Below are 25,341 nucleotides of genomic sequence, written 5' to 3' on the forward strand. Positions count from 1 at the left end.
GAACAAAATAATCCATAAATTTAGTAGAAAAAGAACAACTGGTCTTTCTCCCTCCTGTTGCCCTGCTTAGGCTATGCGTCGTGATCTACTTGGCAAACAATACAGGACCGCATTATGCTCGAACGCTCTTCCCCGTTCTCCCTTTCCCGGCGTCGTCTGCTGATCGCCACCTCTGCGCTGGCAATCGCCGCCTTGGTGGTAACGGCTGAGTTCAATCCGGCTCTGAGTGCCGATAGCCCACACAACGGCGGTGACATCACCTTCCTGATCGACTCGCTGGGCGATACCTGGATCCCGAACAACAGCGCGATTTCCAGCTTCCAGGGCCACATCTGGGGCCATGTGACCGATAAGCTCCTTTACGTCGATGCAGACGGCAAGGTCAGCCCCTGGATCGCCGAGCGCTGGGAACAGAACGACAAAGCCACCGAGTTTACTCTGCACCTGAAGAGCGGCGTGACCTTCTCCGACGGCACCCCGCTCGATGCGTCGGCCGTCGTCGCCAACCTCGATATCTGGTACGCCGGCCGCAAGAGCGAGGGCATCAACCCGATCGGTCTCTTCCCGAAGACTTACGACCACGCCGAGGCGGTGGACGCGAGCACAGTGAAGGTCTTCTTCAAGGCGCCGACGCTCGGCTTCATTCCGACGCTCGGTTACCATGGCTCGATCCTCATCTCTCCGAAGACCCTCGCGCAGCCCGCCGCCCAGCAGGCCGACCTCAGCAAGACCTCCGGCAGCGGCCCCTACGTGGTCGACTCCTGGAAGGAAGGCGACTTCGTCAAGCTGGTCAAGCGCAAGGACTACAACTGGGGGCCTGCGGCAGTCGGTCATACCGGTCCGGCCTATCTCGACACGATCACCTACAAGCTGGTTTCCGAGCCCTCGCTGCGCGTGGCCGCTGTCCAGTCCGGCCAGGCCGACGTCGCCTACAACGCCTCGCCGCAGGAGCTGGAGTCTCTGAAGGCAGAGGGCTTCACCACAGCGACACCGCGCTATCTCGGCTTCGTGAACGGCTGGGCTGTTAACACCAAGCTTGCACCATATGACGACGTGAAGGTCCGCCAAGCCCTGCAGGCAGGCATCAACCGCCAGGAGATCATCGACACGGTCTACACGCCCGACTGGAAGCTCGCGACGTCCTTCATCCAGAGCAACGTGCCGGGAGCGACCGATCAAAGCGCACTTTTGGCCTACAACCCCGACAAGGCCGAGAAGCTTCTCGACGAGGCGGGTTGGGTCAAGGGTGCAGACGGCATCCGCACCAAGAACGGGCAGCCGCTCGTGCTGACGCTGAATTCCAACCCCTATCTCGCAACCTCGAAATCGGTCGACGAACTCATCGCCCAGCAACTCGGCAAGATCGGCTGGAAAGTCGCTATCCGTGCCTACGATGTCGTCACCTTCGGCCAAAAGGTCAAATATGGCAGCCCGGCCGTACCGGCCTACGAGGTGACGCGCAGCTTCATCGACGCCGGCACCGTCGCCAGTATCCTGACGAACGCCAACAACGGCGAGAACTGGTTCGCCCTCGACGAGAGCGACAAGACGCTCAATGAACTCCGCGACAAGATTGCCAGCGCCGGTTCCATCGAAGGCCGCAAACCGCTCCTCGACGAACTGCAGAAGTACATTCTCGATCAGGGCTACTTCATCCCGCGCACGCAGATCGTCCAGCGGATCTACGTGCAATCCCCGAAGCTCAAGGGCGAAGTCTACAACGGCGTCGCCTATGCCAGCTACTACACGGCCACGAAAAGCGAATAACCCGCAATTTAACCGAGCAACGTAAGAAGGTGACGGCATGAGCAAAGCCTACCTAAACTACGCCGCAAAACGCCTCGTGCAGGCGATCGTCGTGATCCTGCTGGCTTATGTCTTCACCTTCGTTGTTGTCAGCATCCTGCCGGGCGACCCGATCACCAATGTCCTGAACAATCCTCAGAATGGGTTCACACAGGAGGAGATCAAGGAGATCATCGCCGCCCAGGGCCTGGATAGACCGATCCCGGTCCAGCTATGGACATCCTTTTCCGGCTTCGTGACCGGCGATCTCGGCCTGTCGATGCGGACCAACCGGCCCGTGTCGACGCTGATCGCCGAGGTGCTGCCGTCGACGTTGGTGCTTGCTTCCGCAGGCCTCGTCGTCGCGCTGCTGCTGTCGGCAGTGATCGCCTATGGCACGCAGTTTCTGCCAAAACACTTGGGCCAAGGCTTGCTGCGGGGCTTCCCGTCATTGTTCCTGTCGGTGCCCAACTTCGTGATCGGCCTGGTGCTGATCCATCTCTTCGGTTTCCAGCTCGGCGTCTTCCGCGTGATAGAGCCCGACAGTTTCTGGGCGACCCTTTTCGCGGCCATCGCGCTCGGCATCCCCATCTCCGCGCAAATCGCCGAAGTGCTCATCGCCAACCTCGATCATGAGTCCGGCCAGGAATACGCCGCCGTCGCGCGGGGCCGCGGCCTCGGGCAAATGCGCCTGTTTGCCAAGCACCTGCTCAAGCCGTCTTCGCTACCGGTCATTACCGTCATTGCACTTACCATCGGCGAACTGCTTGGCGGCTCGCTGATCACCGAGACGGTATTCGGACGCACCGGTCTCGGCAGCCTGGTGCAGCGGTCGGTGAGCACTCAGGACCTGCCCGTGCTTCAGGCGGTCGTCTCGCTGGCAGCGGTGGTCTTCGTGGTCGTCAACCTGATCGCCGATCTTGCCTACCCGCTGCTCGACCCGCGCGTAAAACTCCTCGGCACTCCCGAGCGTCGTCCAACCACAGCCGACGAAAGTTCCGCCGGCATTTCCAAGGCGGTGACGTCATGACCCTCGCCTCCACTTACTCTACCTCGCGCATCACCGCGATCGGGCGGTTGACGGCGCTCCGCGTACCGCCGGTCGTCGCGCTCTCTTTCGCGGTGGTCGCGCTGGTGATCGCCTGGTCGCTCGCCCCGAGCCTGTTCACGAGCTATGACCCGGTCAACGGCGTTCCCGCTCAAAAGCTGCTGGGCCCCAGTGCGGCGCACTGGTTCGGCACCGATCACCTCGGCCGCGACCTCTATACCCGCGTCGTCTATGGCACTGCCTCCTCGGTCGCCAGCGCACTGATCGCCGTGGTCATCGGCGTTTTCGCCGGTGGCCTCATCGGCCTGCTGGCCGGCTTCTTCGGCGGCTGGGTGGACACCGTGTTTGCGCGCCTGGTCGACGTGCTGCTGGCGATTCCAAAATTCTTGCTGGCCGTCATCGTCGTCACCGCGATCGGCTTCGACACCACGAACGCCGCCATCGCAACCGGCGTCTCGGCGGTGGCTCTCTTCGCCAGGGTGATGCGCTCGGAGGTCATCAAGACCCGCCAAGCGACATTCGTCGAGTCTTCCTTTCTGCTGGGCGGATCGCGCTGGCACATCCTGTGGCGCCACGTGCTGCCGAACGCGTCGCGCTCGGTGCTACCGCTAGCCGTGCTGCAGTTCGGCGACTCGATCCTGGTGATCGCCAGTCTCGCTTTCCTCGGCTACGGCGACCCTCCGCCCGCCTCCGACTGGGGCCTGCTGATCTCGATCGGCAAGGACTACCTCAAATGGCCGTGGCTGGTTTACGCACCCGCCTTCGTCACGATCGCAACCGTCCTCTCCGTGAACAGGATCAGCCGATGGCTTCGCAAGACAGACTGACTGAGCTTTTCGCCCGTACTGACGTCACCGGGTCGGCGCTCCGGCGATCGTCCCCCCTGCTCCGGATCGACGGGCTGTCAGTTTCCTACGGACCGCAGCAAGTCGTCAGCGACGTCGGGTTTGAACTCGGCCGCGGCAAGAGCCTCGCCCTCATCGGAGAGTCGGGCTCGGGCAAGTCGACCATCGCCCGCGCGGTGTTGCGACTGCTCGCCACTGGTGGACGCGCGACCGGCCGCGTCGAGTTCGACGGCCAGGAGGTATTGGGGCTCTCGGAGCGTCGTTTCCGGCCCTTGCGGGGACGTGCGATCGGGTTTGTCCCGCAGGACCCCGGCAATTCGCTCAACCCGGTGCGGACGATCGGCGCCCAGGCGATGGAGGCGGCAGCACTCGTCGACGAGCCCAATAGGGCAATCCGCAAGGCGCTCATACTGGAGACCTTCGCCCAGGTTGGGCTCGACAACCCCCAGCGGGTCTACGACTCTTACCCGCACCAGCTGTCCGGCGGCATGCTGCAGCGCGTGCTGATCGGCCTTGCGGTTCTTCCACGCCCGTTGCTGCTGGTCGCAGACGAGCCGACGTCAGCGCTCGACGTCACGATCCAGAAGCGCATCCTCGACTTGCTTTCCAAGTTGCAGCACGAGCTGGATATCAGCCTGCTTCTCATCACCCACGATCTGGCGATCGCCGCCGAGCGGGCGGACTCGCTGGTGGTGCTCAAGGACGGCATCGTCCAGGAAGCCGGCAGCACCACGGCTGTCTTCTCCGCGCCTGCTTCGGCATACGCTAGGAAGTTGCATGCCGACGTCCCCGCCCTCAACCCCGATCGTTACCGTAAGCTACGAGACCCCACCTTCCGTCTCCTCGGGACCAAGACCGACAAGGCACCGAAGATCGAGGTTAGCGGCGTCACGAAGACTTTCACGGTCGACGGCAAGGTTCTGACGGCCGTCAACGACATATCGTTTGCCGTCCAGGCTGGCACCACGCACGCGCTGGTCGGCGAATCCGGTTCGGGCAAGACGACGGCAATCCGGCTGCTGCTTGGGCTCGAGCAACCCGACATCGGGAACATTGCGGTCGCCGGCGTGCAGCTCAACGGTCGCTCGCCCGAGTCGCTGCGCGTGGTATGGCGCCACCTGCAGCTCGTCTACCAGAACCCGTTCACCTCACTGGACCCGACCTGGAAAGTCGAGCAGCTGGTACGAGAACCGCTCGACCGGTTCAAGATCGGAACCCGCGAGGAGCGGTCCGCGCGGGTCCGCGAAGCGCTGGCCAATGTCGGGCTCGGCGAGCACCTGCTCTTACGTAAGCCGGAAGCCTTGTCAGGTGGACAGCGCCAGCGCGTGGCCATCGCTCGGTCTCTGGTCCTCAAACCTGATGTGATCGTGCTCGACGAGCCGACCTCCGCGCTCGACGTCAGCGTTCAGGCCGACATCGTCGAGGTGCTGCTTTCGCTACAATCCAGGCTTGGCCTGACCTATGTATTCGTCTCTCACGATCTGGCTCTGGTGCGCCAGCTCGCCCACACCGTCTCGGTGATGCAGCGTGGGCGCATCGTCGAACATGGGACCGTCACCGACATCTTCGGAAACCCCCAGCAGCCCTATACTCGGTCGCTGCTGGAATCGATCCCATCGGGCGCCGCTGGTATCGCCCGTGCACCACACCCGCAACCTCGGCGGATCTTCAACGAGGAAAAGATCGCATGACCATCGCTGCGCCTGTAAATCCTCAGCCCGCGTCGTTCCGCCCAAAGCAGCGGCTCGGCTTCAACACCAGGGTATCGTTCAACGACGAAGCCGGACCGGCGCAAGGTCTGCGCGACGGGATCGAGTTGTTCAAGGAAGCTGAGCGGCTGGGTTACCAGTCGGGATGGGCCTATCAGCGACACTTCGACCATTATCTCTCCTCACCGCTTCCGTTCTTTGCCGCTGCCGGTCAGCACACCAAGCGTATCAACCTGGGATCGGCGGTCATCCCAATGCGCTATCAGGACCCGATCCTGCTCGCCGAAGCGGCCGGTACGACGGACTTGCTCATCGATGGCCGGCTGGAGCTTGCCATCTCGACCGGTGCCAACGCGGCGTTCGACGCTGTGTTCGGTACGGTCGACACCGACGCCCGGACGGAAGCAAAACGCCGCCAGGCACGCTTCCTCTCAGCGATCGCAGGCGAAGTCCTCCATACAGTCGTTTCGCCGGGCCAGGGTGCTCCGCAAGGTGCGGAATTGCGGGTAACGCCGCATAGCCCGACCCTGCGCTCGCGCATTCGGCAAGGTTCAGCCAGCCTGAGCTCGGCGGTGCAGGCGGCCGAGCTCGGGATCGGGCTTATCTCGGGAACCGTGCAGCACGACCAGGCGGAGGGCGAGACTTTCGGGCAGTATCAGGCTCGCATTATCGAGGCGTTCCGCGCCACCTGGCGCAGGACGTGGGAAACAGAACCGCCGTCAGTCGCCGTCGCCGCCTCCATCCTGGTTGGGACCACCGCCGAACTCCGAGAGAAATACGCTGCCTACGACCTTGAACGTCGCACCATCGGAATTGCCGCGTCGCGTCCCAAAGGTGCCCTCGCACCTGCCAGCCAGCCTGCCGGTGTTCAGATTTCGCCTGTCTTTCAGGGCGCGCCCGATCAAGTAATCGAGGCCGTATTCAATGATCCGGGCATCGCAGCCGCGGACGAGGTCGTGCTCTTTTTGCCACCCGGCTTCGGCCTCGCCGAGAACATACGGTTGCTGACCGATCTGGCCGAGACAGTCGCTCCAGGACTTGGCTGGTCGCCTGCCTCGTAACCCATGCGCAGGCTACACGTCTCGATGCCAGGATGCTTGAAGCCGGCCTGCGTCAACGCCATCGCGGGGAGCGGGTCCTACTCCATCCGCCACGATAGCGAATATTTTCTATAAAATCGATAGAAAGAGAATGACCTGTCTTCCTCGCGGTGCTGCCGCGCCTTAACGTCAATGCAATGGTCTGCAACCTGAAGGAGCTCACATGCCCGCGGAATTCATTAGCGTCAGCTTTCCCAACGCGTCGAACGACCTCAATCCCATTCCCGACGCGCCTGTGGATCCTCGTTTCCTGGAACGCTATGCACGCGCCCTCGATGACTACGGTTTCAACTACACGCTGATCCCCTATTCCTCCTCCTCCTTCGATCCGTTCACGCTCGGCGCTACGGTCCTGGCACACACGAAGCATATCAAGATCATCGTGGCCTTGCGCCCGAACACCGTCTATCCGACGGTCGCCGCCAAATCGCTTGCAACACTCGATCAGTTGAGCGGCGGGCGTGTTGTCGTTCACTTCATTGCAGGCGGCAGCGACGACGAGCAGGCCCGCGAAGGCGACTTCCTCAACAAAGAGGAGCGCTACGAGCGGCAGGAAGAATATATCCGGATCCTGCGTCTGGCCTGGACGTCCAAAGAACCCTTCGACTTCGATGGGAAATACTACCAGTTCAAGCAATTCCGCAGCGCGGTGCGCCCAACCGGTGGCCTGATCCCGATTTCCGTCGGTGGTTCGTCGGATGCCGCCTATCGCATCGGGGGTTCACTGGGCGACATTTTCGGGCTCTGGGGCGAGCCGCTTGCAGAAACAAAGCAGCAGATCGAACGGATATACGCGGAAGCGGCAAAGGCAGGCCGGACGGATCGCCCTCGCATATGGGTTACCTTCCGGCCGATCGTGGCTGAAACTGACGAGTTGGCATGGGAGAAGGCGCATAGAGTTCTCGACCAGTTGAATGAAAACCGTCAGAAAGGCTTGGCACGTGCCCCAATCAACGCGGCACGCCCGGCTAATGTCGGTTCGCAGCGGCTTCTGGATATCGCGGCACGCGGCGATGTCCATGACCGCGCTCTATGGTATCCGACGGTGACCGCGACCAATGCTGGCGGCGCCACCACTGCGCTGGTGGGTTCGCCGCGCACCATTGCAGATTCCATCCTCGACTACATCGATCTTGGCTGCGATCTGATCTCGATCCGCGGCTATGACAATTACAATGATGCGGTCGACTACGGCCGTTACATCCTGCCGCTCGTGCGTGAAGGCATTCGCGAACGGGAAGAGGCGAATAAGAAGAAGAGTGCTGCGTGATGCGTGCAGTCTGGCCCGAGCGCCGGACTGCACATCTCCATCTTCTCAACGCAGCCGGATCTGCTGTCCTTTGCCTGGGGATATTGCTCCCTTAACAGCCAGAAAGCGTCGACCCGCATGTCCCATGATGTAACCGTCCTCGATGAAACCGTGCGCGTTATCGCGGACGCCGCACCGGATGCGGATCGAACCGGTCAATTTCCCTGGATCGGTATCCGGGCCGTTCATCAGAGCGGCCTCCTAGAGAGCACTGTTGCAAACCGCTATGGCGGTCAAGGCGGAACACTCGCTGATGCGGCCCACATTCTGGCGGCGTTGGGGCGGGGTGATCCCTCCGTGGCGCTGATCAGCGCCATGACGATCTTCAATCACCTCGGCCAAGCCGCTAAGAACCATTGGCCTGATGATCTGTACAGGCGCCTGCTGGCGGAGGCTAAGCAGAAACCGCTATTGCTCAACGCCGCACGCGTCGAGCCGGAACTGGGGTCTCCGGCCCGCGGCGGCCTCCCCGCGACTGTCGCCCGCCGCACGGCAAGCGGCTGGTCGATCTCCGGTCGCAAGCGCTTCGTCACCGGCGCACACGGTCTTACGCATTTCCTTGTCTGGGCGCATACCGACGAAACGCCTGCGCGGGTCGGAACGTTCGTCGTGCCGAATGGATTGCCCGGCATCCACGTGATCGAGAACTGGAACAGCCTGGGCATGCGCGCCTCAGGTTCGCATGACGTCGAATATAGCGACGTCGAGATCCCGGCGGAAAACGTGCTGGAACTCGTCGATCCATCGGTGGCCCAGCAGGACAATCGTGCCCATGCGGCGATCACGCTGGCGCTGACCGCGATCTATCTCGGCGCAGCCGAGGCCGCGCAGGCGGCCTTCATCCGCTTCGCGCATGAGCGCGTGCCTGCCAATCTCGGCCATCCCATTGCCCGGACAGAGCGGTTCGTGGCGCTCTCGGGCGAGATCGACCTGCTCGTCTCCGGCGCCCGGCAGATCATTTTCGGCGCGCTCGAAGCCAACCATGGCGACGCGGAAAAGATGATAAGGGCTCGGCTGATCGCAGGCCGGCAACTGCGCGAAGCCGTGCAGATCGCGGTACGCGGCCTTGGCAATCCGGGTCTTGGTGCCGACCTGGGGCTTGAACGGCATTTCAGGGATATCCAATCCGTGCTCGTCCACGCGCCCCAGGAAGATACATCTATTTCGATATTGGGCCGTGCCGCCTTTGATCGATGGAATCGAGAGGAAAGTGCCCGCTCAAGCTATCCGGCAGGGCTGACGGTTCTCAAAACAGCATAGTGAACAGAGCGCCTCGCCCGATGACCTCCCTCCTCCCTCGCATGATCGAGGCGAACTCGCGAAAGGAATTTAGATGAGCAACGAACTGATCGTCGGCTTTTCGGGCAATCTCTCCCGCCCGTCCAGCACCAGGCGTTTCGTGGAGAGTGTCACGGAATCGCTAGCGAAGCAGGCCGGCCTGCAGCATGCGGTGTTCGACGTCGAAGACCTCGGCATCTCACTGGCGGCCGCAAGATCGGTCGCGGACCTCGATACGGCAGCAAAAAAGGTGATCCAAACAATCATCGAGGCCGAAGCGCTCGTTATCGGTTCGCCAACCTACAAAGGGAGCTACACGGGCCTGTTCAAGCACGTCTTCGATCTACTCGATCCGGCAGACTTGCGCGGCAAACCCGTCATCCTGACGGCAACCGGCGGGGGCGATCGACACTCCCTCGTTGTCGAGCATCAGCTTCGCCCGCTGTTTGCTTTTTTCGAGGCTTTTGTGCTGCCGACGGCAATCTATGCCTCAAGCCGCGATTTCACTGATGGCATTCCGTCAACGGCTATTCTCGGTCGCGTAAACCAGGCGCTGGCGGAGGCCTCCGTCCTTGTGAAGACCCGCTCGACAGCAGGCGCAATTGCCGCGGAATAAGTCGTCGGCTGGCAAAATGACAGCACAAAAGAAATACGTCGTCGGCATCACCGATCACATGTTCGGCGCCCCTGATCTCGAGGCCGAGGTGCTCGGTGACGATGTCGAGATCGATTTCTTCGCCACCACAGACGAAGCGCTTTTCTCGCCCGAGCGCTTGGCCCGGCTTGATGCCCTGATGGTCTGGGGCGCACGGCTCGGGCCGAAAAGTATCGCCCATCTTTCACGCTGCAGGGGCGTCGTCCGCTACGGTGTCGGCTACGAGAAGATCGATCTTTCGGCACTCGCGAGTGCCGGCATTCCGTTTGCCAACAATCCCGATTACGGCACGGAGGAAGTCGCCGACCATGCGCTCGCGATGATCCTGTCGCTGCACCGGCGACTCTGGGAGCATGATGCCCGCGCCCGTGGCTATACGACAGGATGGCAGGTCCATAGCCTCAAGCCACTTGCCCGCTCGAACCGGACCACGGTGGGTGTTATAGGTGTCGGACGGATCGGGACGGCTGTGGTCAATCGTCTGAAGCCCTTCGGCTTCCGCATCCTGGGCTATGATCCCGGCCAGCCGCGCGGCCATGAAAAGGCGATCGGCTATGAACGCACCGACCGGTTGGATGACATCTTCGCCCAGGCGGATATCGTCACCCTGCATTGCCCGGCAAACGACGAGACGCGCGGTATTCTTGGCGCGGATGGGCTTTCCCGGCTGAAACCCGGAGCCATCCTGGTCAACACCGCGCGCGGAGAACTGCTCGACGATCTCGATGCCCTCGAAGCCTCACTGCGAAATGGTCATCTCGCGGCGGCGGCGATCGACACACTGGCGCAGGAGCCGCCGCGCGATCATTCACTGCTGACAGCATGGCGCGATAGGAGTGACTGGCTTGAGGGGCGGCTGGTGATAACGCCGCACAATGCCTTCTACTCCGATCATGCAGCCATCGAGATGCGCCACAACGCAGCGCAGACCGTCAAGATCCTGCTCGACCAGGGCCGACTGCGAAATCAGATCACGGCGTGAGCGGCGGTCATTCGGAAACGAGACGCCAGGTCGAGCGCTTGCTGTCCCGCCTGACCGGAGTGCAAATCACGTGTAGGTCTACCGACTGACAGGTGATCGCCTTGAACGGATGTGAACCAACAACCCGCCTATTTACGAAACCTTAGTTTCTCGAAGATGCAGATATCGCCTTCGCGTGACCTGAAATCGAGCGAGACCGGTCGGGGCTTCCCGCCACTCGGGCCTCAGCGACCTTCCTCCGCGGGGTCATGCGCCTGTTGGAAACAATCGATCAGCATGTCGGTCAGTACACGCACCTTCCGCGCGGGATGCTGACCCGGCGGGCGAATGACATAAACGCCTGCCGGAGGGGGCGGATGGCGTGTCATGACCGGAACCAGCGCGCCGGAGGCGACATGATCATCGATGACGCCATCGGGGATCCAGGCGATGCCTAGCCCTTTCAAAGCCGCGGCAAGGAGAGCCATGGCGTTGTCGGCCTTGAAGCGCCCACGCGGGTAGACCGTGACAATCTCCTCGCCATCCATGAATTGCCAGGCCTCCGTTCCCTGCATGAGGGCCTCGTGGGTGGCGAGATCCTCCGGCTTTTCGGGAGACCCCTGCGCCCTGATATAGTCGGGGCTTGCGACCAGCTTCCCATAGATCGGCCCAACGCGCCTTGCGATCAGGTTGGAATCCTGCAGATAGCCGACGCGGATCGCGCAATCGAAGCCCTCAGCGATGAGATCGACGAAGCGATCGCTATAGACGGTTTGGATCTGGAGCTGCGGGTGGCGTTGGGCCATGTCAGCGAGCACGGGCGCGAAGTGGGTCGGGCCGAAGGACAGCGGAACGGCCACTCTCAGGCGGCCCCGAAGGTCGCCGGCGGGCAGGATCGTTTCCCTGGCGATATCGATCTCGGCACACACTCTCGCCGCATGATCGCGAAACGTGATCCCAGCCTCGGTCAGGGCCGCGCCGCGGGTGGTTCGTGCCAGAAGCTGGACGCCGAGGTCGGCTTCGAGCCGGGCCAGCCGCCGGCTGACGATCGACTTGGAGACGCCGAGCCTGCGCGCGGCGGGCGAAACGCCTCCGGCATCGGCGACCTCGACGAATGTCCGCAGCTCTTCGATCTCCATTTTAGCGTTCCCCGTTTCGCGACACAGCGTGGCCCGAAAGGGTACTACCGCATCACAGGTGGGAACGGCAATACTGCTCCCAGGCAACGTCACTCCTGACGCATGTCTCCGGAAAAACCAATGCCGCGCACAACGGCAGCAAAGGAAGTATTCATGACCTTTCGTAATGGCCTTGCTTCGCTTCTTCGTCCCGAAGATTCGGTACTCGTTTTGATCGACCACCAGCCCTACCAGCTCGCGAACCTGAACAGCCACGATCCGCAGGCGGTGGTCAACAATTCGACCGCCCTGGCGAAGGTCGCGAAGGCCTTCGGCGTCCCCACTATCCTGACCAGCGTCGTTGCCGATCGGGGCGGCCTGATCTTCCCCCACATCACCGATGTCTTTCCCGGGCAGGAGGTGATCGACCGGACGTTCATCAACACCTGGGAGGACCAGAAGGTTGTGGATGCGGTCAAGGCGACCGGCCGCAAGCAGCTGATCATCGCCGGCCTGTGGACCGAGATCTGCGTCGCGATGCCGGCAATCCAGGCGCTGGGCGAAGGTTGGGATGTCACGGTGATCACCGACGCCTCGGGCGGCACGTCGGTCGAGGCCCACGAGGTGGCCATCCAGCGTATGATCGCGGCCGGCGCGAACATGATGACCTGGCTGGCGCTGGCATCCGAGTGGCAGCGCGACTGGGCGCGCACCGAGCATGTCGGCCAGCTGACGGAGGTGCTCAAGCAACACGCCGCTGGCAGCGGCATCGCCTATCTGTGGGAGCAGCAGTTACTCAACACGCCGGTGCCAAGCACCGCGGGCTGATCTGGGCGGGGATGACGGGACCCTTGAGGTAAAACTCACCGTTTTGTCGATCCTCGTCATCCCCTCTCGATACGAAGCCGGGCATGCGCGGAGGCCAGTGGCCAGCATGATCAACGACCACCTGCCGCGCTGCTTCGTCAATATGCGGGTCGGAAGCCAACGCCCCTCAGGCCGACCTGGAATATTGCTTTAGCGTCGGATTTCAGCGGGCATCCTCCTCAATCTCGCTTCGGGCGAGCTTCCATCATTGGATGGCCCACCTCATCGAGGATGATTGGGGTCTTGAAAGGAATCGAACGTGAATTCGGCCTGGCACCAGTGAGACTTTGGCCCGATATGACACGTTAACGACATACTGTCGTCCCCTGGTACAAAATCATTAGGGCAAGCATATCGTCTTTTGGGGCGGAATTCGCGGCTCGTCTTGCCTCCGGTCGTCTGCTCCCTAGATCCGACACATGGATACCGAGCGAACCACAGCTCCTATCAAATCGGTAAGGGCGTCTTCGCGGAAACCTCTCCAGAGGTTGAGCCCGGCCATTGTCGAGCAGGTCGAGCGCCTGCTCGGTGGACGCACGCGTGATATCCGCTTCAATGGGGAACTGGCTCAGCTTTTTCGCGAACGCTCCTGGCCGCGGACTGCCAAGATCATCCGCGCGTGGATGGTTTGGGTTATCGTGCTCGATGTTCTGACGTTGGGCCTCAACGCGATCTTGCTTCCGACCGGAACCGTGATGTCGATGCTTTGGCCAGCGTCTATTCTTCCCCCCGCAGCTCTTGTCGCAGCGATAGCCTTCCTGCGGCCGCACGCTTTGTGGGTGCAGGGAGTTTTCATCCTCTCGGCTGTTTTTCTCATCCTCCTGTCGGTAGCCTTGGTGGGCGTTAACACCGGTGGCGAGTTTTACGAGCGGCATTTGACCATCATGCTTTTTGTGGCCGTCACTGCCATTATCATATTTCCCGTTCCACTCGGTTGGGCGATGGCGATCGGTGCTGCTGCCCTCGGTATCTACCTTGTGTTTCAGCTGCGCAATCCAGACATTGAAGCGGGGAGTGCTCTGGCCGGGACGCTGTTTTTCGCAAGCGGGGTGGCTGCAACCGTCGTTGCCCGACGCACCGCCACCATCTTCGCTCAGAAGACCTTCTTGCTTGAGTTACGAGATCGAAGTCGCCTCGCGGAGCTTACTGACGCCAATTCTCAGCTGGAATTGCTGGCGCGAACCGATCCGCTGACTGGTGTCGCCAACCGGCGTTCGATGATGGAAACGCTCCATCATTTCTGGAACGAGGACCTTAAACGAACGAACAGCGCGGCGATGCTGATGTGCGATGTCGACGACTTCAAGCGCCTCAACGATAATCTCGGGCATGCCGAAGGCGACCGCTGTCTGGTGAAAGTTGCCGGCATCATTCAGAGCAGCATGAGAGACGAGCGAGACCAGGTCGCCCGGTACGGAGGCGAAGAATTTCTCGTCTTTCTCCCAGGCCCTGATGAACACGAGGCCCGGGTGGTTGCTGAGAGAATTCGAAGCCGAGTAGAAGCTGCGTCTCTTCCAAATCCTACCTCCCGCGTCGGTCCCTGGGTCACTGTCAGCATCGGAATAGCGATATTGATGCAAAACAGCGGACTCATGTCAGCAGAGCACATGCAGCGACAAGCGGATACGGCGCTCTACCTTGCCAAAAAGACCGGCCGCAACCGCGTGGTGGTCCATGCTTCAGAGGTCGGTCAAGCCTCCGGCTGAAGTCACTCCAGGAAAACTGCGCTGTTTGCCTGTTGTCGTTCTGGCGCCCAGGAACGACAGCTTCAAACAGCTGCGAGCGGGGTTCGGTGTCAATCGTCCAAACCTGACCATTTGACAGATATCCTACAAGTGGATATGTAAAGTTCCTCCCATTGGCAATGCGAGAAAGTGGCCGGCATGACATTGAAATCGATGAAGCCGCTGGCGCGCGCGCCGCTGCTGCATGTCTCCGTGCAGGAAAGTCTGCGCGCCTATATCGATGATAATGGCCTTGCGCCTGGAACCCTTCTTCCGGCGGAAGGAGAGCTTGCCACCCAGCTCGGTGTCAGCCGCAATTCGCTGAGGGAAGGCATCAAGGCGCTGGAATCGCTCGGCGTCCTGGAGACGCGGCGCGGTGTCGGCATCTTCGTGAAGGCCTTTTCCTTTGAGCCGCTTCTCGACAACCTCGCTTACGGCCTCGGCGGCGCCCTGCGGCAGATCGAGGAAGTCCTCGAAATCCGGCGCACGCTGGAGGTGGGATTGATCAGCAAGACCATCGACGTGATCGGGGAAGAGGACATCGCCGAACTGCGCGCCACCGTCAATCGAATGCGCGCCCATGCCGAGCGCGGTGAAACCTTTGCGGAAGACGACCAGCTGTTCCACCGACTGCTGTTTCGCTGCCAGGACAATGAAACGCTCGTGCGGCTGATCGATGTCTTCTGGCTCGCCTTCTACAAGGCATCGGATTTCGTCAATCTGGAAAATGCCGATCCGATGGCGACGTGGCGCGACCATGCCGCGATCGTCGATGCGATCGAGGCAAAAGATCTGGAGGAGGCGCGCAGACGCCTGGATCGTCACTACGAGGGCATTGCCCGGGTGATTGCCAACAACAAGACAAGTTCAAACGTGGGAGGAACACATGAAAAGACTGTCTAGACTATCCGTTATTGCGCTTGGCGCCCTGCTGTCGACGGCTGCCGTTCCGGCTCTTGTCGTTCCGGGCGTTGCAGCTGAGGCTCGGGCAGCCACGCTGTCGGGCGGCTTCGACGTCGGCCCGGGGGGCTTCCAGGGCAACTTCAACCCGCTTGCCGCGACCGCAGGCTTCACCTGGCTCAGCATCTACTACGAACCGCTGATCGCCTATGACGAGAAGCTGCAGAAGGTCGTCGGCGCGCTGGCAAGCTCCTACGAGGTCAGCCCGGACCAGATGACCTACACGTTCAAGCTGGCGGATGCCAAATGGCATGACGGCAAACCATTCACCGCCAATGACGCGAAGTTCACCATGACCCTTGCCATGGATGCGAAAACCGGCTCGGTGCTCGCTGCCCGACTGAAGGGCATATCGTCCGTCGAGACGCCGGACGATCACACGGTCGTCATGAAGCTCAGCGCACCGAGCAGCAGTTTTCTCGATACGATGACCAAGGTGATGATGCTGCCCGAGCATGCTCTCTCCTCGATTCCGGCCGATCAGCTGGCGAAGAACACGTGGTGGTCCACCGCCCCGATCGGCACCGGCCCGTTCAAATTCACCAAATACGTCTCGGATCAATATGTCGAACTTGCCGCAAACATCGATTATCGCGGTGGCAAGCCGGCACTGGAACGCGTCATCAATCGGTATTTCGCCAACCCGGCCGCGGCGATCGCGGCGCTGAGATCCGGCGAAATCCAGTTTACCTATGTCGATTCCAACGACGTGCCGACCTTCAAGGACAACAAGGACTTCAAGGTCATCGAAGGCAACTCTTTCGTCGTCAACTATCTCGGCTTCAACCACGAATCCCCGCTCTGGAAGGATGTGCGCGTCCGTCAGGCGGTGATGTACGCGATCAATCGCGATGCCATCATCCAAAGCCTCTATGGCGGTGCGGCCAGGCCCGCCAACTGCGCCTATGTCGCCGAACAGCTGATACCCCAGGGCATCGACAGCTATGCCTACGATCCTGAGAAGGCCAAGCAGCTGTTGACGGAAGCCGGCTGGGACCAGATCAACGGCGGCAAGCCGATCACGCTTCTGACCTATTACACCACGCCGCTTGCCACCAACGTGCTTGCCGCAGTCCAGGCGATGCTGGCCCAGGTCGGCATCAACATCGTCCCGCGCGCCGTCGATGCGCCGACCTATAATAGCATCGTGCTCAATGCGACGCCGGATATTGCTCAGTTCCAGTTGGTTTATGCCGGGCTGCAGAACGGGCCGGATGCCGGAAGCATCAATGTCGGCCTCAACGAGAAGCAGATTCCGCCGGCCGGACCGAACGTCGCCAGGGTTCGCATGCCTGACCTCACCAAGGCACTCGATAGCGCGCTGGCCGAGCCTGATAGCATCAAGCGGGATGCTGCCTACCAGGACGTCTGCAAGGTGATGAACACGAACCTGCCCTGGGCGACGCTCTGGGTGGCAAACCGCTACGGCATCGTCTCGACCAAGGTGAAGGATTTCGTCTGGACGCCGGCGCCGGGCGGCGGCCCCTACCAGGCCAACCCGCAGAAATGGTCGATCGCCGAATAGGCGTTTTCCGCAAAGCCTTGTGGGTGGCTTCGGCCACCCTGACAAGACGGATGAACCATGCTCCAATACAGTCTCAGACGCCTGGTCATAGGAATAGGCATGCTCGTCGCCCTGAGCATGCTGATCTTCCTGCTGTTGCGCCTGACACCCGGCGATCCGATCGATGCCTATATCGATCCGAACCTGCCGATGTCGCCGTCTGATCTAGCCGATCTGCGCCGAAACCTCGGGCTCGATCAGCCCTTGCCGGTGCAGTATCTGGGCTGGTTGCAGCAGGCGCTGACCGGCAATCTCGGCTATTCGATCAAACGTCTCGATCAACCGGTTCTCGGTCTGGTTCTGTCACGGATTGGCCCGACAGTGCTCTTGATGGGCACCGCACTTGCCTTCGCCATCGTCGCAGGCATCGCCTGCGGGGTGATCGGCGCCGTCCGCCGCAATTCGCTGGCCGATCTCTCCTTGTCGGTGGTTGCGCTTGCCGGCATTTCGAGCCCGGCATTCCTCAGCGCGTTGATCGGCCTTTATATTTTCTCCGTCCGCCTGCACTGGATGCCATCAGGCGGCATGCTGACGCCGGGCGAGGAATTCTCGGTGGGCGATCTCCTCCACCATCTGATCCTGCCGGCGGCACTTCTGTCTGTCGCGCAAGCTGCATTGATCATGCGCTACATGCGCGCTTCGCTGCTCGAGGTCCTGAACCAGGATTACGTGCGCACAGCCCGCGCCAAGGGCGTTCGCGAGTTCTGGGTCATCACCAAGCATGCCTTGCGCAACGCGCTTCTTCCGATTGTGACGCTGATCGGTTCCACCATCGGGCTTGCAATTGGCGGCGCCATTTTCATCGAGAGCGTCTTCAACTGGCCGGGCATGGGGCTTTTGCTCGTCGATGCCGTGCAGACCCGCGACTACCCCGTCATCATGGGGGCGACGCTCGTCATTGGTACCTGCGTTATCGTCGTCAATCTTCTGACCGATATCACCTATGCGGTCGTCGACCCGCGCATCAAGGTGGGCTGACCATGCTGGCACGCTCTTCCGAACGCCGGAGCCCCGGTCCACTTGCCCGCGCCTTCAGCCGGTTTCTGCTCAATCGCGCAGCCGTTGCCGGCGTCTGCATTGCCATTCCGATGCTGCTGCTGATCCTCTCCTATCCGCTATGGTGGGCTTTCCGGCCGAACGACATCGATCTTCTGGCGATGAATAGCGGCCCGACGGCAACGCACTGGTTTGGAGCCGACGGCGTCGGACGCGACGTCTTCGCGCGCGTGCTCGAAGGCGGCAGAATTTCGCTCCTGGTCGCCGTCGCGTCGACCGCGCTTTCCGCGGTTATCGGTTTTCTTTTCGGGGCAATCTCGGCGCTTGCCGGACGTTGGACGGACGCGGTCTCGATGCGCTTCGTCGATCTGGTGATGACCCTGCCGCCCGTCATCTTTCTGCTTGTGCTCGCCTCCATTGCCGGCACCGGCATCTGGCCGACGGTCCTCGTCATCTCGCTGCTTTCCTGGCCGCTGCTTGCGCGCATGATCCGCTCGCGGCTGCTGGAATTGCGTGAACGCGACTTCGTCATGGCCGCCCGCGGCATGGGCGCCGGCATCGGACATCTGCTCTTTCGCCACGGCCTGCCGAACTCGATCGATATCCTCGTGGTCTATGCAACGCTGCAGATCGCCAATGCCATTCTGCTCGAGGCGGGGCTGTCCTTTCTCGGTCTCGGCATCGCCCCGCCGGCGGCTAGCTGGGGCAACATGCTGAACGCGGCCCGCTCGACCGCCGTGCTCGAGCAATATCCGTGGCAATGGCTCTTCCCCGGCGCCGCGCTCATCCTTGCCGTCCTGGCAATCAATTTCATTGGCGATGGCCTCAGAGATGCCTTCGACCCGCGTGCCGAACTGAACTGACAATCGAAAGAAGCGAAAATGACCAAATTCAAGGGGGTCGTCCCTCCCGTCGTAACACCGCTCAATCCGGATTTCACCGTCGACTACCCATCCTATACACGTGTGCTCGAGCATCTGATCGGTGCCGGCTGCCATGGCGTATTCGTACTCGGCTCGACGAGCGAGGTGATCTTCCATGACGAGAAGACCCGGCGGGAAATCATCGAACATTCGGCCAAGGTGGTGAATGGCCGCGTGCCGCTGATCGTCGGCGTCATCGATCCGACCACGGATCGCGTCATCGCCCATGCGAAGGTCGCAAAGGCCGCCGGCGCCGACGCGGTCGTGGTGACGGCCCCATTCTATACGGTCACCAGTCAGTCCGAGATCCTCGATCACTTCCGTTATATCCGCGACGCGGTGGATGTTCCGCTGGTCGCCTACGACATTCCGGTCTGCGTGCACGTCAAACTGCAGCGCCAGACCGTGGTCACGCTTGCCAGGGAGGGCGCCATTATCGGCCTCAAGGATTCCAGCGGCGACGACGGCAACTTCCGCTATGCGCTCCTCGACCTTGCCGAACACAAGGACGTCTTCCTGATGACCGGCTCCGAGATCGTCGTCGACACCGCCCTGCTGATGGGCGCCCACGGCGTTGTCCCCGGTATCGCCAATGTCGATCCGCACGGCTATGTCCGCCTTTGGGATGCTGCGCAGCGCGGCGACTGGGTCGCAGCGAGGAAGGAGCAGGAACGTCTCTGCCGCCTGTTCGAAATCGTCTGGGTCGCGCAGGGCCGCGTCAGTGGCGGCGCGGCGGGTATCGGCGCCTTCAAGACCGCCATGCGCAGCCTCGGCATCATCGATTCCGCCGTCATGCCGCGGCCGCGTGCCTCTCTCAACGATGCCGAAACGGCGCGGATCGACGAGATCCTGCGTGCAACCGGCCTGCTGAACTGAGCCGGCTGATGGAACAGACCGCCGAACCCGTACTCGACATCAAGGGATTGCGAACGATCTTCCGCATCCGCGGCGGCGAGATCACGGCGGTCAACGATGTCGACCTGGCCGTTGCCGCCGGCGAGACACTCGCGCTCGTCGGCGAATCCGGCTCCGGCAAGTCGGTCACCAGCCTGTCCGTCATGCGGCTGCTCACCCGCAACATCGGCGTGATCGCCGCAGGCAGCATCCGCCTTGCGACGAGCGACGGCGTGGTCCGCGATCTCGTCTCACTCGACGAAGAGAGCATGCGCAGGATCAGGGGCGACGACATCGGCATGATATTCCAGGAGCCGATGTCGAGCCTCAATCCTGTCTTCAGTATCGGCGACCAGATTGGCGAGCCGATCCGCATCCATCGCGGCGCGGACCGCAAGGTGGCGATGAACGCAGCCGTCGCATTGCTTGAAAGCGTCGGCATACCGGACGCTCGACGCCGTGCCGGACAATATCCGCACGAACTGTCGGGCGGCATGCGGCAGCGCGCGACGATCGCCATGGCGCTCGCCTGCGATCCGGCGCTGCTGATCGCCGACGAGCCGACAACGGCACTCGACGTGACGATCCAGGCGCAGATTCTCGACCTTCTTCTCAAATTGCAGCGCGAGCGCGGCATGGCCATGCTCTTCGTCACCCACAATCTCGGTGTCGTCGCCGAAATCGCCCATCGCGTTGCGGTGATGTATGCCGGCCGGATCGTCGAAGAAGGGCCGGTCGGCGAGGTCTTCCGCAATCCCAAGCATCCCTACACGATGGGCCTTCTTGCCTCGATGCCGCGCCTTGGCGATGCGGCGCGGATGAAACAGGCCGGCGAAAAGCTTGCGGCCATTCCCGGCATGGTCCCGAGCCTGATGAACATGCCGAGCGGTTGCGCCTTTTCCCCGCGCTGCAAATTCGCGATCGAAGCCTGTCGCGTCGCGGTTCCCGCGCTCGAACAGGTCAATCCGCAGCACCGCAGCCGCTGCATCAGATGGCAGGAGATCTAGATGAGCGCACCGCTGCTTTCCGTCCGCGGCCTTTCGAAACACTATACTTCCCGTGGCACGCGGCTGAACATTCTCCAGGGCATCTCCTTCGATATCGGCAAGGGTGAAGTCGTCGGCCTTGTCGGCGAATCCGGCAGCGGAAAGACCACGATCGGGCGTACCGTCCTTCGCCTCGTCGAGCCGTCGTCAGGCAGCGTCCGTTTCGACGGGACAGAACTCACAGCGCTTTCCGCCTCGGCGCTCAGACGGCAACGGCCGCGCATGCAGTATATTTTCCAGGACCCCTTCGCCAGCCTGTCGCCGCGTATGACGATCGGCGAGATCCTGACAGAAGGCCTGAAGATCCAGGGGATCGGCACCGCCCGTGACAGGCTCGAACGGGCGCGGTCGGCCTTGACCCAGGTCGACCTGCCCGCCGATGCGATCAATCGATATGCCCATGAATTTTCGGGTGGCCAGCGCCAGCGCATCGGGATTGCCCGGGCGTTGACCTTGTTGCCCGAATTCATCGTCGCCGACGAGCCGGTCTCGGCGCTCGACGTGTCGATCCAGGCGCAAGTGATCAACCTGCTGCGCGACCTGCAGCAGCAGCTTGGCCTGACCATGCTGTTCATCTCGCATGACCTTGCCGTCGTCGAATATATCTGCGACCGGGTGATCGTGCTTTATCTCGGCCGCATCATGGAAATCGCGCCGAGTGCCGATCTCTATGCGAGACCACAGCATCCCTATACGCGCGCGCTGCTCTCGGCGATTCCGTCGCCCGATCCTGACGCTCGCCGTAACAGGCAGATCCTGAAAGGCGATATTCCAGGTCCGGCCAATCCGCCGAGCGGATGTGTTTTTCGCACGCGCTGTCCGAGCGCGCTCGAGGCCTGCGCCGGTACGATCCCGCAATTGCGGGAAGTCGCTCCCGGCCACTTCAAGGCCTGCATTCGCGACGACCTCAACTGATCCGGCATCCATCGGAGAATAACAGATGAATGCGAAGACGCCGCATCCCGCCATCGGCGGAAATTGGGTGAGCCTGCTTTTGCCGATCGCAGCCGATGACAGCATTGAATTCGACAAGCTCGGCGAAGAGATCGACATCCTCGTCGATGCCGGCGTCGACGGTATCTATTCGAACGGCACTGCCGGAGAATTCCACAATCAGACGGAGGTGGAGTTCGACTGCATCCAGGCAATGCTGGCCGAGCGCTGCAAGGCGTCTTCAACCCCATTCGTCATCGGCGCCTGCCAGCCCGACCCGCTGATCATGCTCAATCGCGTCCGCCGCGCCGCCGCGCTCGATCCCCGCGCCATTCAGGTCATATTGCCGGACTGGTGGCCGCTCAACGATGCCGAGGCGGTCGACTTCCTGAAACGAGCGGCCGAGGCTGCCGACGGAATTCCGCTCATCCTCTACAACCCGCCGCATGCAAAACGCGTGCTGGCGCCAAGGGTGCTCGGCATAGTCTGCGCGGCAGTGACTGAGGTGATCGGCGTCAAGCTCGCCGATGGCGACACCTCCTGGTATGTCGAGGCACGCCGGCATTTGTCCGGGCTGTCGCTCTTCGTCCCCGGCCATCATCTCGCAACCGGCACTAAGGAAGGTGTGGCAGCAGGCTCCTTTTCCAATGTCGCCTGCCTTAGTCCCCGCGGTGCTCAGACCTGGACGGTCTCGATGCGAAACGAGATCGACGCCGCACTCGATCTGGAGCGACGCATCTGCGCGTTTATGGACGCGCATATCGTCCCGTTTCGCCAAGAATTTGGCTATTCGAACGCCGCTCTCGACAAACTCTTAAGTGCGATCGGCAATTGGGGACCCGTGGGCACCCGGTTGCGGTTTCCCTATCGCTCGATAGACACGGCAGAAGCGGTCAGGTTGAGACCCATTGCACGCGCCGAACTCCCCGATCTTTTCCCCTGAGTTTGCTCAAAGAGCGGGCTTGGCACGAAACAACCTGCGTTGGCTCGCCTCGATGGGCGTCGAGCCGAAGAGACAAAGCCCGATATGGCGCAGAACGAAAAGCTCTACCATCCCAGCCGAGCCGATATCTTGCTGGAGGCCTCCTTCAGCAGAACGATGAAGCGGTCGACATCGCTTTTTTGCGTGCGGAAAGCGGGGGCGCCGACATTCACCGCGGCGATCACGGATCCGTCGAATGCCAGAACCGGCACTGAGACGGAGACGAGTTGCTCGCTGACTTCACCATAACTCACACAAAATCCCTGGCGGCGGATTTTATCCAATTCAGCAACCAGCTTGCCACGATCCGTGATCGTGCGCTTGGTCAGCCGCGGCAAAGTCTCGGGGATCATTTGCAACTGCACCTGGGGCTGGAGATAGGCGAGAAGCACCTTGTACGAGCCGGCCGTGAGCGGCCGTCTTCGACCGATCATCGCCTGCACCCGCAAGTCGCGCATCGGTTCGAACTTTGCAATGCACAGGGATTCCCCATTGTCGATGATCCTGAGCTGGGTCGTTTCGTTCGCCTTCTGGCCGACTTCTTCAAGAATAGGATTGGCTATTCGCACCAGATCAACCTGTGTCGAGGCAGCAGTCCCGAGAATGATCGCAGTCGTCCCCAGCCGATAAGTGCCTGTATCGCTCTTCCGCACCAGGCCACGCCGTTCCAGTGTGCGTAACATGCGCAAAATTCTCGGCTTGGTTTCCCCGAGGTTCTGCGCCACCTCGGTCAGTCTGATATCCGGATTTTTGGCGACATTCAGCAATACGTCGATGCAGACATCAACAGATTGCACAATATCGCTTTTTGATGGTTGTCTTTTGTCCATGGGACCAGAATTTTCTCCGCGACAAAGGCTGAAGGATTGGCATAGTTTCAAGTTACGCCTATCGTAACGCGCTTGTTTTCCGTTTGACAGCCCCCTTGAGGCCCCCTTACCAATTTGTGTCAAGAGTGGACGGGAACCCGCTCGTACCGACCAAGCAAGGTCGGCCCAAAAACGCTAAACCGGGATGGAAGAAATGGCCGCAAAAATATTGACGCGGGCAGCGATCGGGCTGCTCGGAACGATCGCTATTCCTGCAATGGTCGCCGCACAGGAAACCCCGCTGACGATCGGGATGTCGACGACGCCGACGACGCTGGATCCCCATGAAGACAGTTCGGCGCCAAACAATGCGACCTCGCGCCATATCTGGGACAGCCTCATAAACCTCACTGGAACGTCGGCAAATGCGCCGGAACTCGCCACCGAGTGGAAAGTCGTCGATCCGACCCACTGGGAATTCAAGCTGCGGAAGGGCGTGAAATTCCATGACGGCAGCGAGTTCAACGCCGATGACGTCATCGCTTCGCTTCTGCGTGCCCGCGACAAGCCCAGCCAGAGCTTTGCTTCCTACACCCGCAATATTGTCAATGTCACCGCCACGGATCCCTATACCATCGTCGTCGAGACCAAGGTTCCGGATCCGATCCTGCTGAATTCCGTCAGCCGAATTCGCATTATCAGCGCCGATTGCAAGGAGGCGCCGGTCCAGGATTTCGACAACGGCAAGTGTGCAATCGGAACCGGGGCCTATTCCTTCGTCTCCTATTCGCCAGGCAGCAACCTGACCTTGAAGCGCAATGACAGCTATTTCGCTGGCCCCTCGCACTGGTCGAACGTCACGCTCCGCTTCCTGCCCGATGACGGCGCCCGTCTGGCATCGCTTCTTTCCAACGAGATCGACATTGTCGAAACCCTTCCTGCCGATGGAATGACACGCGTGGAAGCGAGCGATAATCTGCAAGTCATCAACGGCCTGTCTTCCCGCTTCGTTTATCTTGGCCTCGATGTCAGCCGCGATGTTTCACCTTTCGTGAAGGCTGCGGATGGCTCCGATCTCGACAAGAACCCGCTCAAGGATGAACGGGTGCGTCGGGCAATGCTGATGTCGATCAACCGGCCGGCAATCGTCGACCGCGTCATGCAGAAGAACGGCACGGTGGCCGACCAATTCGTCACCCAAGGCTATGCGGGCTATTCCGAAAAAGTCGAGAAGGTGGGTTATGATCCCGCCGCCGCCAAGGCGCTTCTGGCCGAGGCCGGTTATCCTGATGGCTTCAGCCTGACCCTGCACGGTCCCTCTGGCCGTTACGTCAAGGATGCCGAAGTTCTGCAGGCGGTCGGCCAGATGTTCACGCGCATCGGCATCAAATCGAAAGTCGAGGTCCTACCCTGGTCGATGTATTCGGAAGCCTATTCAAAGGGCACCTACAGCACCTATTTCGGCTCCTGGGGTGTGAACACCGGCGAAACCACCAATCCGACTGTCGCGCTGGTCGCCACGCGCGACGAGAAAAAAGGGACCGGCAGATATAACGGCGGCGGCGTGTCCGATCCGAAGATCGACGAGGTGCTGGCCAAGGCGAGTTCGACACTCGATGAAGATGCACGCGCGCCCCTTCTCGAGGAGCTGTCGACCGAGACCTTCAACAACCTCTGGCTCCTCCCGATGCATTACGAAAACGTCGTGCTGGGTGCAAAGAAGACCGTGTCCTACACCCCGCGCGGCGACAAATATACGCTCGCTTATGACGTGAAGCCGGCGGACTAATGCATGTCGTCCAAAAGCGTGCAGCGGTTTTGGGACAAATAAAGAT

The 25,341-nt window shown here is 61.3% G+C and carries 22 protein-coding genes; 20 read left to right on the plus strand and 2 right to left on the minus strand.

Going from position 1 to position 25,341, the window contains the following annotated elements:
* The first annotated feature begins 114 nt into the window (after positions 1-114).
* From CUJ84_RS25515 to CUJ84_RS25555, 9 genes are all read left to right on the plus strand, one after another.
* Positions 115-1,767, plus strand: coding sequence for an ABC transporter substrate-binding protein (locus tag CUJ84_RS25515; RefSeq protein WP_105008499.1), 1,653 nt, complete (start codon positions 115-117; stop codon positions 1,765-1,767).
* Positions 1,768-1,804: 37 nt separating this feature from the next.
* A complete protein-coding gene (locus tag CUJ84_RS25520; RefSeq protein ID WP_105008500.1) occupies positions 1,805-2,815 on the plus strand; it encodes an ABC transporter permease in 1,011 nt (336 codons plus the stop codon).
* On the plus strand, positions 2,812-3,660 hold the full coding sequence (locus tag CUJ84_RS25525; protein ID WP_105008501.1) for an ABC transporter permease: 849 nt from the start codon (positions 2,812-2,814) through the stop codon (positions 3,658-3,660). Before CUJ84_RS25520 ends, CUJ84_RS25525 begins: the two co-directional genes overlap by 4 nt.
* Positions 3,639-5,369, plus strand: a complete 1,731-nt coding sequence (locus tag CUJ84_RS25530) for a dipeptide ABC transporter ATP-binding protein (protein ID WP_105008502.1) — start codon at positions 3,639-3,641, stop codon at positions 5,367-5,369. The genes CUJ84_RS25525 and CUJ84_RS25530 overlap by 22 nt, the downstream gene beginning before the upstream one ends.
* Positions 5,366-6,448 (plus strand): LLM class flavin-dependent oxidoreductase, encoded by a 1,083-nt coding sequence (locus tag CUJ84_RS25535; RefSeq protein WP_105008503.1) that lies wholly within the window; start codon positions 5,366-5,368, stop codon positions 6,446-6,448. The genes CUJ84_RS25530 and CUJ84_RS25535 overlap by 4 nt, the downstream gene beginning before the upstream one ends.
* Before the next feature lie 202 nt (positions 6,449-6,650).
* Positions 6,651-7,757 carry an LLM class flavin-dependent oxidoreductase gene (locus CUJ84_RS25540; protein WP_105008504.1) on the plus strand — a complete coding sequence of 369 codons (1,107 nt, stop codon included), beginning with the start codon at positions 6,651-6,653 and terminating at the stop codon, positions 7,755-7,757.
* A gap of 117 nt (positions 7,758-7,874) precedes the next feature.
* Positions 7,875-9,056 carry an acyl-CoA dehydrogenase family protein gene (locus CUJ84_RS25545; protein WP_105008505.1) on the plus strand — a complete coding sequence of 394 codons (1,182 nt, stop codon included), beginning with the start codon at positions 7,875-7,877 and terminating at the stop codon, positions 9,054-9,056.
* Positions 9,057-9,129: 73 nt separating this feature from the next.
* Entirely contained in the window at positions 9,130-9,690 is a 561-nt protein-coding gene (gene msuE / locus CUJ84_RS25550; RefSeq protein ID WP_105008506.1) for an FMN reductase, read from the plus strand.
* Positions 9,691-9,706: 16 nt separating this feature from the next.
* Positions 9,707-10,711 (plus strand): C-terminal binding protein, encoded by a 1,005-nt coding sequence (locus tag CUJ84_RS25555; protein WP_105008507.1) that lies wholly within the window; start codon positions 9,707-9,709, stop codon positions 10,709-10,711.
* A 224-nt stretch (positions 10,712-10,935) separates the two neighbouring features.
* Here CUJ84_RS25555 and CUJ84_RS25560 read toward each other — a convergent pair whose 3' ends face one another.
* On the minus strand, positions 10,936-11,829 hold the full coding sequence (locus CUJ84_RS25560) for a LysR family transcriptional regulator (protein ID WP_105008508.1): 894 nt from the start codon (positions 11,827-11,829) through the stop codon (positions 10,936-10,938).
* 153 nt (positions 11,830-11,982) lie between these two features.
* On the opposite strand from CUJ84_RS25560, the gene CUJ84_RS25565 reads away from it, so the two are divergent.
* From CUJ84_RS25565 to CUJ84_RS25610, 10 genes are all read left to right on the plus strand, one after another.
* Complete coding sequence (locus tag CUJ84_RS25565; protein WP_105009161.1) at positions 11,983-12,636, plus strand: hydrolase; 654 nt, start codon at positions 11,983-11,985, stop codon at positions 12,634-12,636.
* Positions 12,637-13,094: 458 nt separating this feature from the next.
* Positions 13,095-14,381, plus strand: a complete 1,287-nt coding sequence (locus tag CUJ84_RS25570; protein ID WP_105008509.1) for a GGDEF domain-containing protein — start codon at positions 13,095-13,097, stop codon at positions 14,379-14,381.
* 177 nt (positions 14,382-14,558) lie between these two features.
* On the plus strand, positions 14,559-15,302 hold the full coding sequence (locus CUJ84_RS25575) for a FadR/GntR family transcriptional regulator (RefSeq protein WP_105009162.1): 744 nt from the start codon (positions 14,559-14,561) through the stop codon (positions 15,300-15,302).
* Positions 15,286-16,884 (plus strand): ABC transporter substrate-binding protein, encoded by a 1,599-nt coding sequence (locus CUJ84_RS25580; protein ID WP_105008510.1) that lies wholly within the window; start codon positions 15,286-15,288, stop codon positions 16,882-16,884. Before CUJ84_RS25575 ends, CUJ84_RS25580 begins: the two co-directional genes overlap by 17 nt.
* Before the next feature lie 57 nt (positions 16,885-16,941).
* Positions 16,942-17,901, plus strand: a complete 960-nt coding sequence (locus CUJ84_RS25585; protein ID WP_105008511.1) for an ABC transporter permease — start codon at positions 16,942-16,944, stop codon at positions 17,899-17,901.
* 2 nt (positions 17,902-17,903) lie between these two features.
* A complete protein-coding gene (locus tag CUJ84_RS25590) occupies positions 17,904-18,782 on the plus strand; it encodes an ABC transporter permease (RefSeq protein WP_003550548.1) in 879 nt (292 codons plus the stop codon).
* An 18-nt stretch (positions 18,783-18,800) separates the two neighbouring features.
* The gene (locus CUJ84_RS25595) at positions 18,801-19,718 is read left to right on the plus strand and encodes a dihydrodipicolinate synthase family protein (protein ID WP_105008512.1); all 918 of its coding nucleotides are present in this window, start codon (positions 18,801-18,803) and stop codon (positions 19,716-19,718) included.
* A gap of 8 nt (positions 19,719-19,726) precedes the next feature.
* The gene (locus tag CUJ84_RS25600; protein WP_105008513.1) at positions 19,727-20,743 is read left to right on the plus strand and encodes an ABC transporter ATP-binding protein; all 1,017 of its coding nucleotides are present in this window, start codon (positions 19,727-19,729) and stop codon (positions 20,741-20,743) included.
* Entirely contained in the window at positions 20,744-21,697 is a 954-nt protein-coding gene (locus tag CUJ84_RS25605; RefSeq protein WP_105008514.1) for an ABC transporter ATP-binding protein, read from the plus strand.
* Between the two features lie 25 nt (positions 21,698-21,722).
* Positions 21,723-22,658, plus strand: coding sequence for a dihydrodipicolinate synthase family protein (locus CUJ84_RS25610; protein WP_105008515.1), 936 nt, complete (start codon positions 21,723-21,725; stop codon positions 22,656-22,658).
* 104 nt (positions 22,659-22,762) lie between these two features.
* On the opposite strand, the gene CUJ84_RS25615 is transcribed toward CUJ84_RS25610, so the two are convergent.
* Complete coding sequence (locus tag CUJ84_RS25615) at positions 22,763-23,527, minus strand: IclR family transcriptional regulator (RefSeq protein WP_018480397.1); 765 nt, start codon at positions 23,525-23,527, stop codon at positions 22,763-22,765.
* A gap of 193 nt (positions 23,528-23,720) precedes the next feature.
* Between CUJ84_RS25615 and CUJ84_RS25620 the strand changes: the two genes are divergently transcribed.
* Positions 23,721-25,295 (plus strand): ABC transporter substrate-binding protein, encoded by a 1,575-nt coding sequence (locus CUJ84_RS25620; RefSeq protein WP_105008516.1) that lies wholly within the window; start codon positions 23,721-23,723, stop codon positions 25,293-25,295.
* Positions 25,296-25,341: the final 46 nt, after the last annotated feature.

The organism is Rhizobium leguminosarum (assembly GCF_002953715.1).
GTDB classification, from domain to species: Bacteria; Pseudomonadota; Alphaproteobacteria; order Rhizobiales; family Rhizobiaceae; genus Rhizobium; species Rhizobium leguminosarum_V.

Excerpts from the sequence above, each read along its gene's own strand:
- CUJ84_RS25590 (WP_003550548.1), top strand. The coding sequence starts at position 17,904 with ATGCTGGCACGCTCTTCCGAACGCCGGAGCCCCGGTCCACTTGCCCGC.
- CUJ84_RS25580 (WP_105008510.1), top strand. The coding sequence starts at position 15,286 with ATGAAAAGACTGTCTAGACTATCCGTTATTGCGCTTGGCGCCCTGCTG.
- CUJ84_RS25555 (WP_105008507.1), top strand. The coding sequence starts at position 9,707 with ATGACAGCACAAAAGAAATACGTCGTCGGCATCACCGATCACATGTTC.
- CUJ84_RS25615 (WP_018480397.1), bottom strand. The coding sequence starts at position 23,527 with ATGGACAAAAGACAACCATCAAAAAGCGATATTGTGCAATCTGTTGAT.
- CUJ84_RS25610 (WP_105008515.1), top strand. The coding sequence starts at position 21,723 with ATGAATGCGAAGACGCCGCATCCCGCCATCGGCGGAAATTGGGTGAGC.
- msuE (WP_105008506.1), top strand. The coding sequence starts at position 9,130 with ATGAGCAACGAACTGATCGTCGGCTTTTCGGGCAATCTCTCCCGCCCG.
- CUJ84_RS25540 (WP_105008504.1), top strand. The coding sequence starts at position 6,651 with ATGCCCGCGGAATTCATTAGCGTCAGCTTTCCCAACGCGTCGAACGAC.
- CUJ84_RS25520 (WP_105008500.1), top strand. The coding sequence starts at position 1,805 with ATGAGCAAAGCCTACCTAAACTACGCCGCAAAACGCCTCGTGCAGGCG.
- CUJ84_RS25620 (WP_105008516.1), top strand. The coding sequence starts at position 23,721 with ATGGCCGCAAAAATATTGACGCGGGCAGCGATCGGGCTGCTCGGAACG.
- CUJ84_RS25570 (WP_105008509.1), top strand. The coding sequence starts at position 13,095 with ATGGATACCGAGCGAACCACAGCTCCTATCAAATCGGTAAGGGCGTCT.
- CUJ84_RS25600 (WP_105008513.1), top strand. The coding sequence starts at position 19,727 with ATGGAACAGACCGCCGAACCCGTACTCGACATCAAGGGATTGCGAACG.
- CUJ84_RS25545 (WP_105008505.1), top strand. The coding sequence starts at position 7,875 with ATGTCCCATGATGTAACCGTCCTCGATGAAACCGTGCGCGTTATCGCG.
- CUJ84_RS25535 (WP_105008503.1), top strand. The coding sequence starts at position 5,366 with ATGACCATCGCTGCGCCTGTAAATCCTCAGCCCGCGTCGTTCCGCCCA.
- CUJ84_RS25585 (WP_105008511.1), top strand. The coding sequence starts at position 16,942 with ATGCTCCAATACAGTCTCAGACGCCTGGTCATAGGAATAGGCATGCTC.
- CUJ84_RS25530 (WP_105008502.1), top strand. The coding sequence starts at position 3,639 with ATGGCTTCGCAAGACAGACTGACTGAGCTTTTCGCCCGTACTGACGTC.
- CUJ84_RS25515 (WP_105008499.1), top strand. The coding sequence starts at position 115 with ATGCTCGAACGCTCTTCCCCGTTCTCCCTTTCCCGGCGTCGTCTGCTG.
- CUJ84_RS25565 (WP_105009161.1), top strand. The coding sequence starts at position 11,983 with ATGACCTTTCGTAATGGCCTTGCTTCGCTTCTTCGTCCCGAAGATTCG.
- CUJ84_RS25595 (WP_105008512.1), top strand. The coding sequence starts at position 18,801 with ATGACCAAATTCAAGGGGGTCGTCCCTCCCGTCGTAACACCGCTCAAT.
- CUJ84_RS25605 (WP_105008514.1), top strand. The coding sequence starts at position 20,744 with ATGAGCGCACCGCTGCTTTCCGTCCGCGGCCTTTCGAAACACTATACT.
- CUJ84_RS25560 (WP_105008508.1), bottom strand. The coding sequence starts at position 11,829 with ATGGAGATCGAAGAGCTGCGGACATTCGTCGAGGTCGCCGATGCCGGA.
- CUJ84_RS25575 (WP_105009162.1), top strand. The coding sequence starts at position 14,559 with ATGACATTGAAATCGATGAAGCCGCTGGCGCGCGCGCCGCTGCTGCAT.
- CUJ84_RS25525 (WP_105008501.1), top strand. The coding sequence starts at position 2,812 with ATGACCCTCGCCTCCACTTACTCTACCTCGCGCATCACCGCGATCGGG.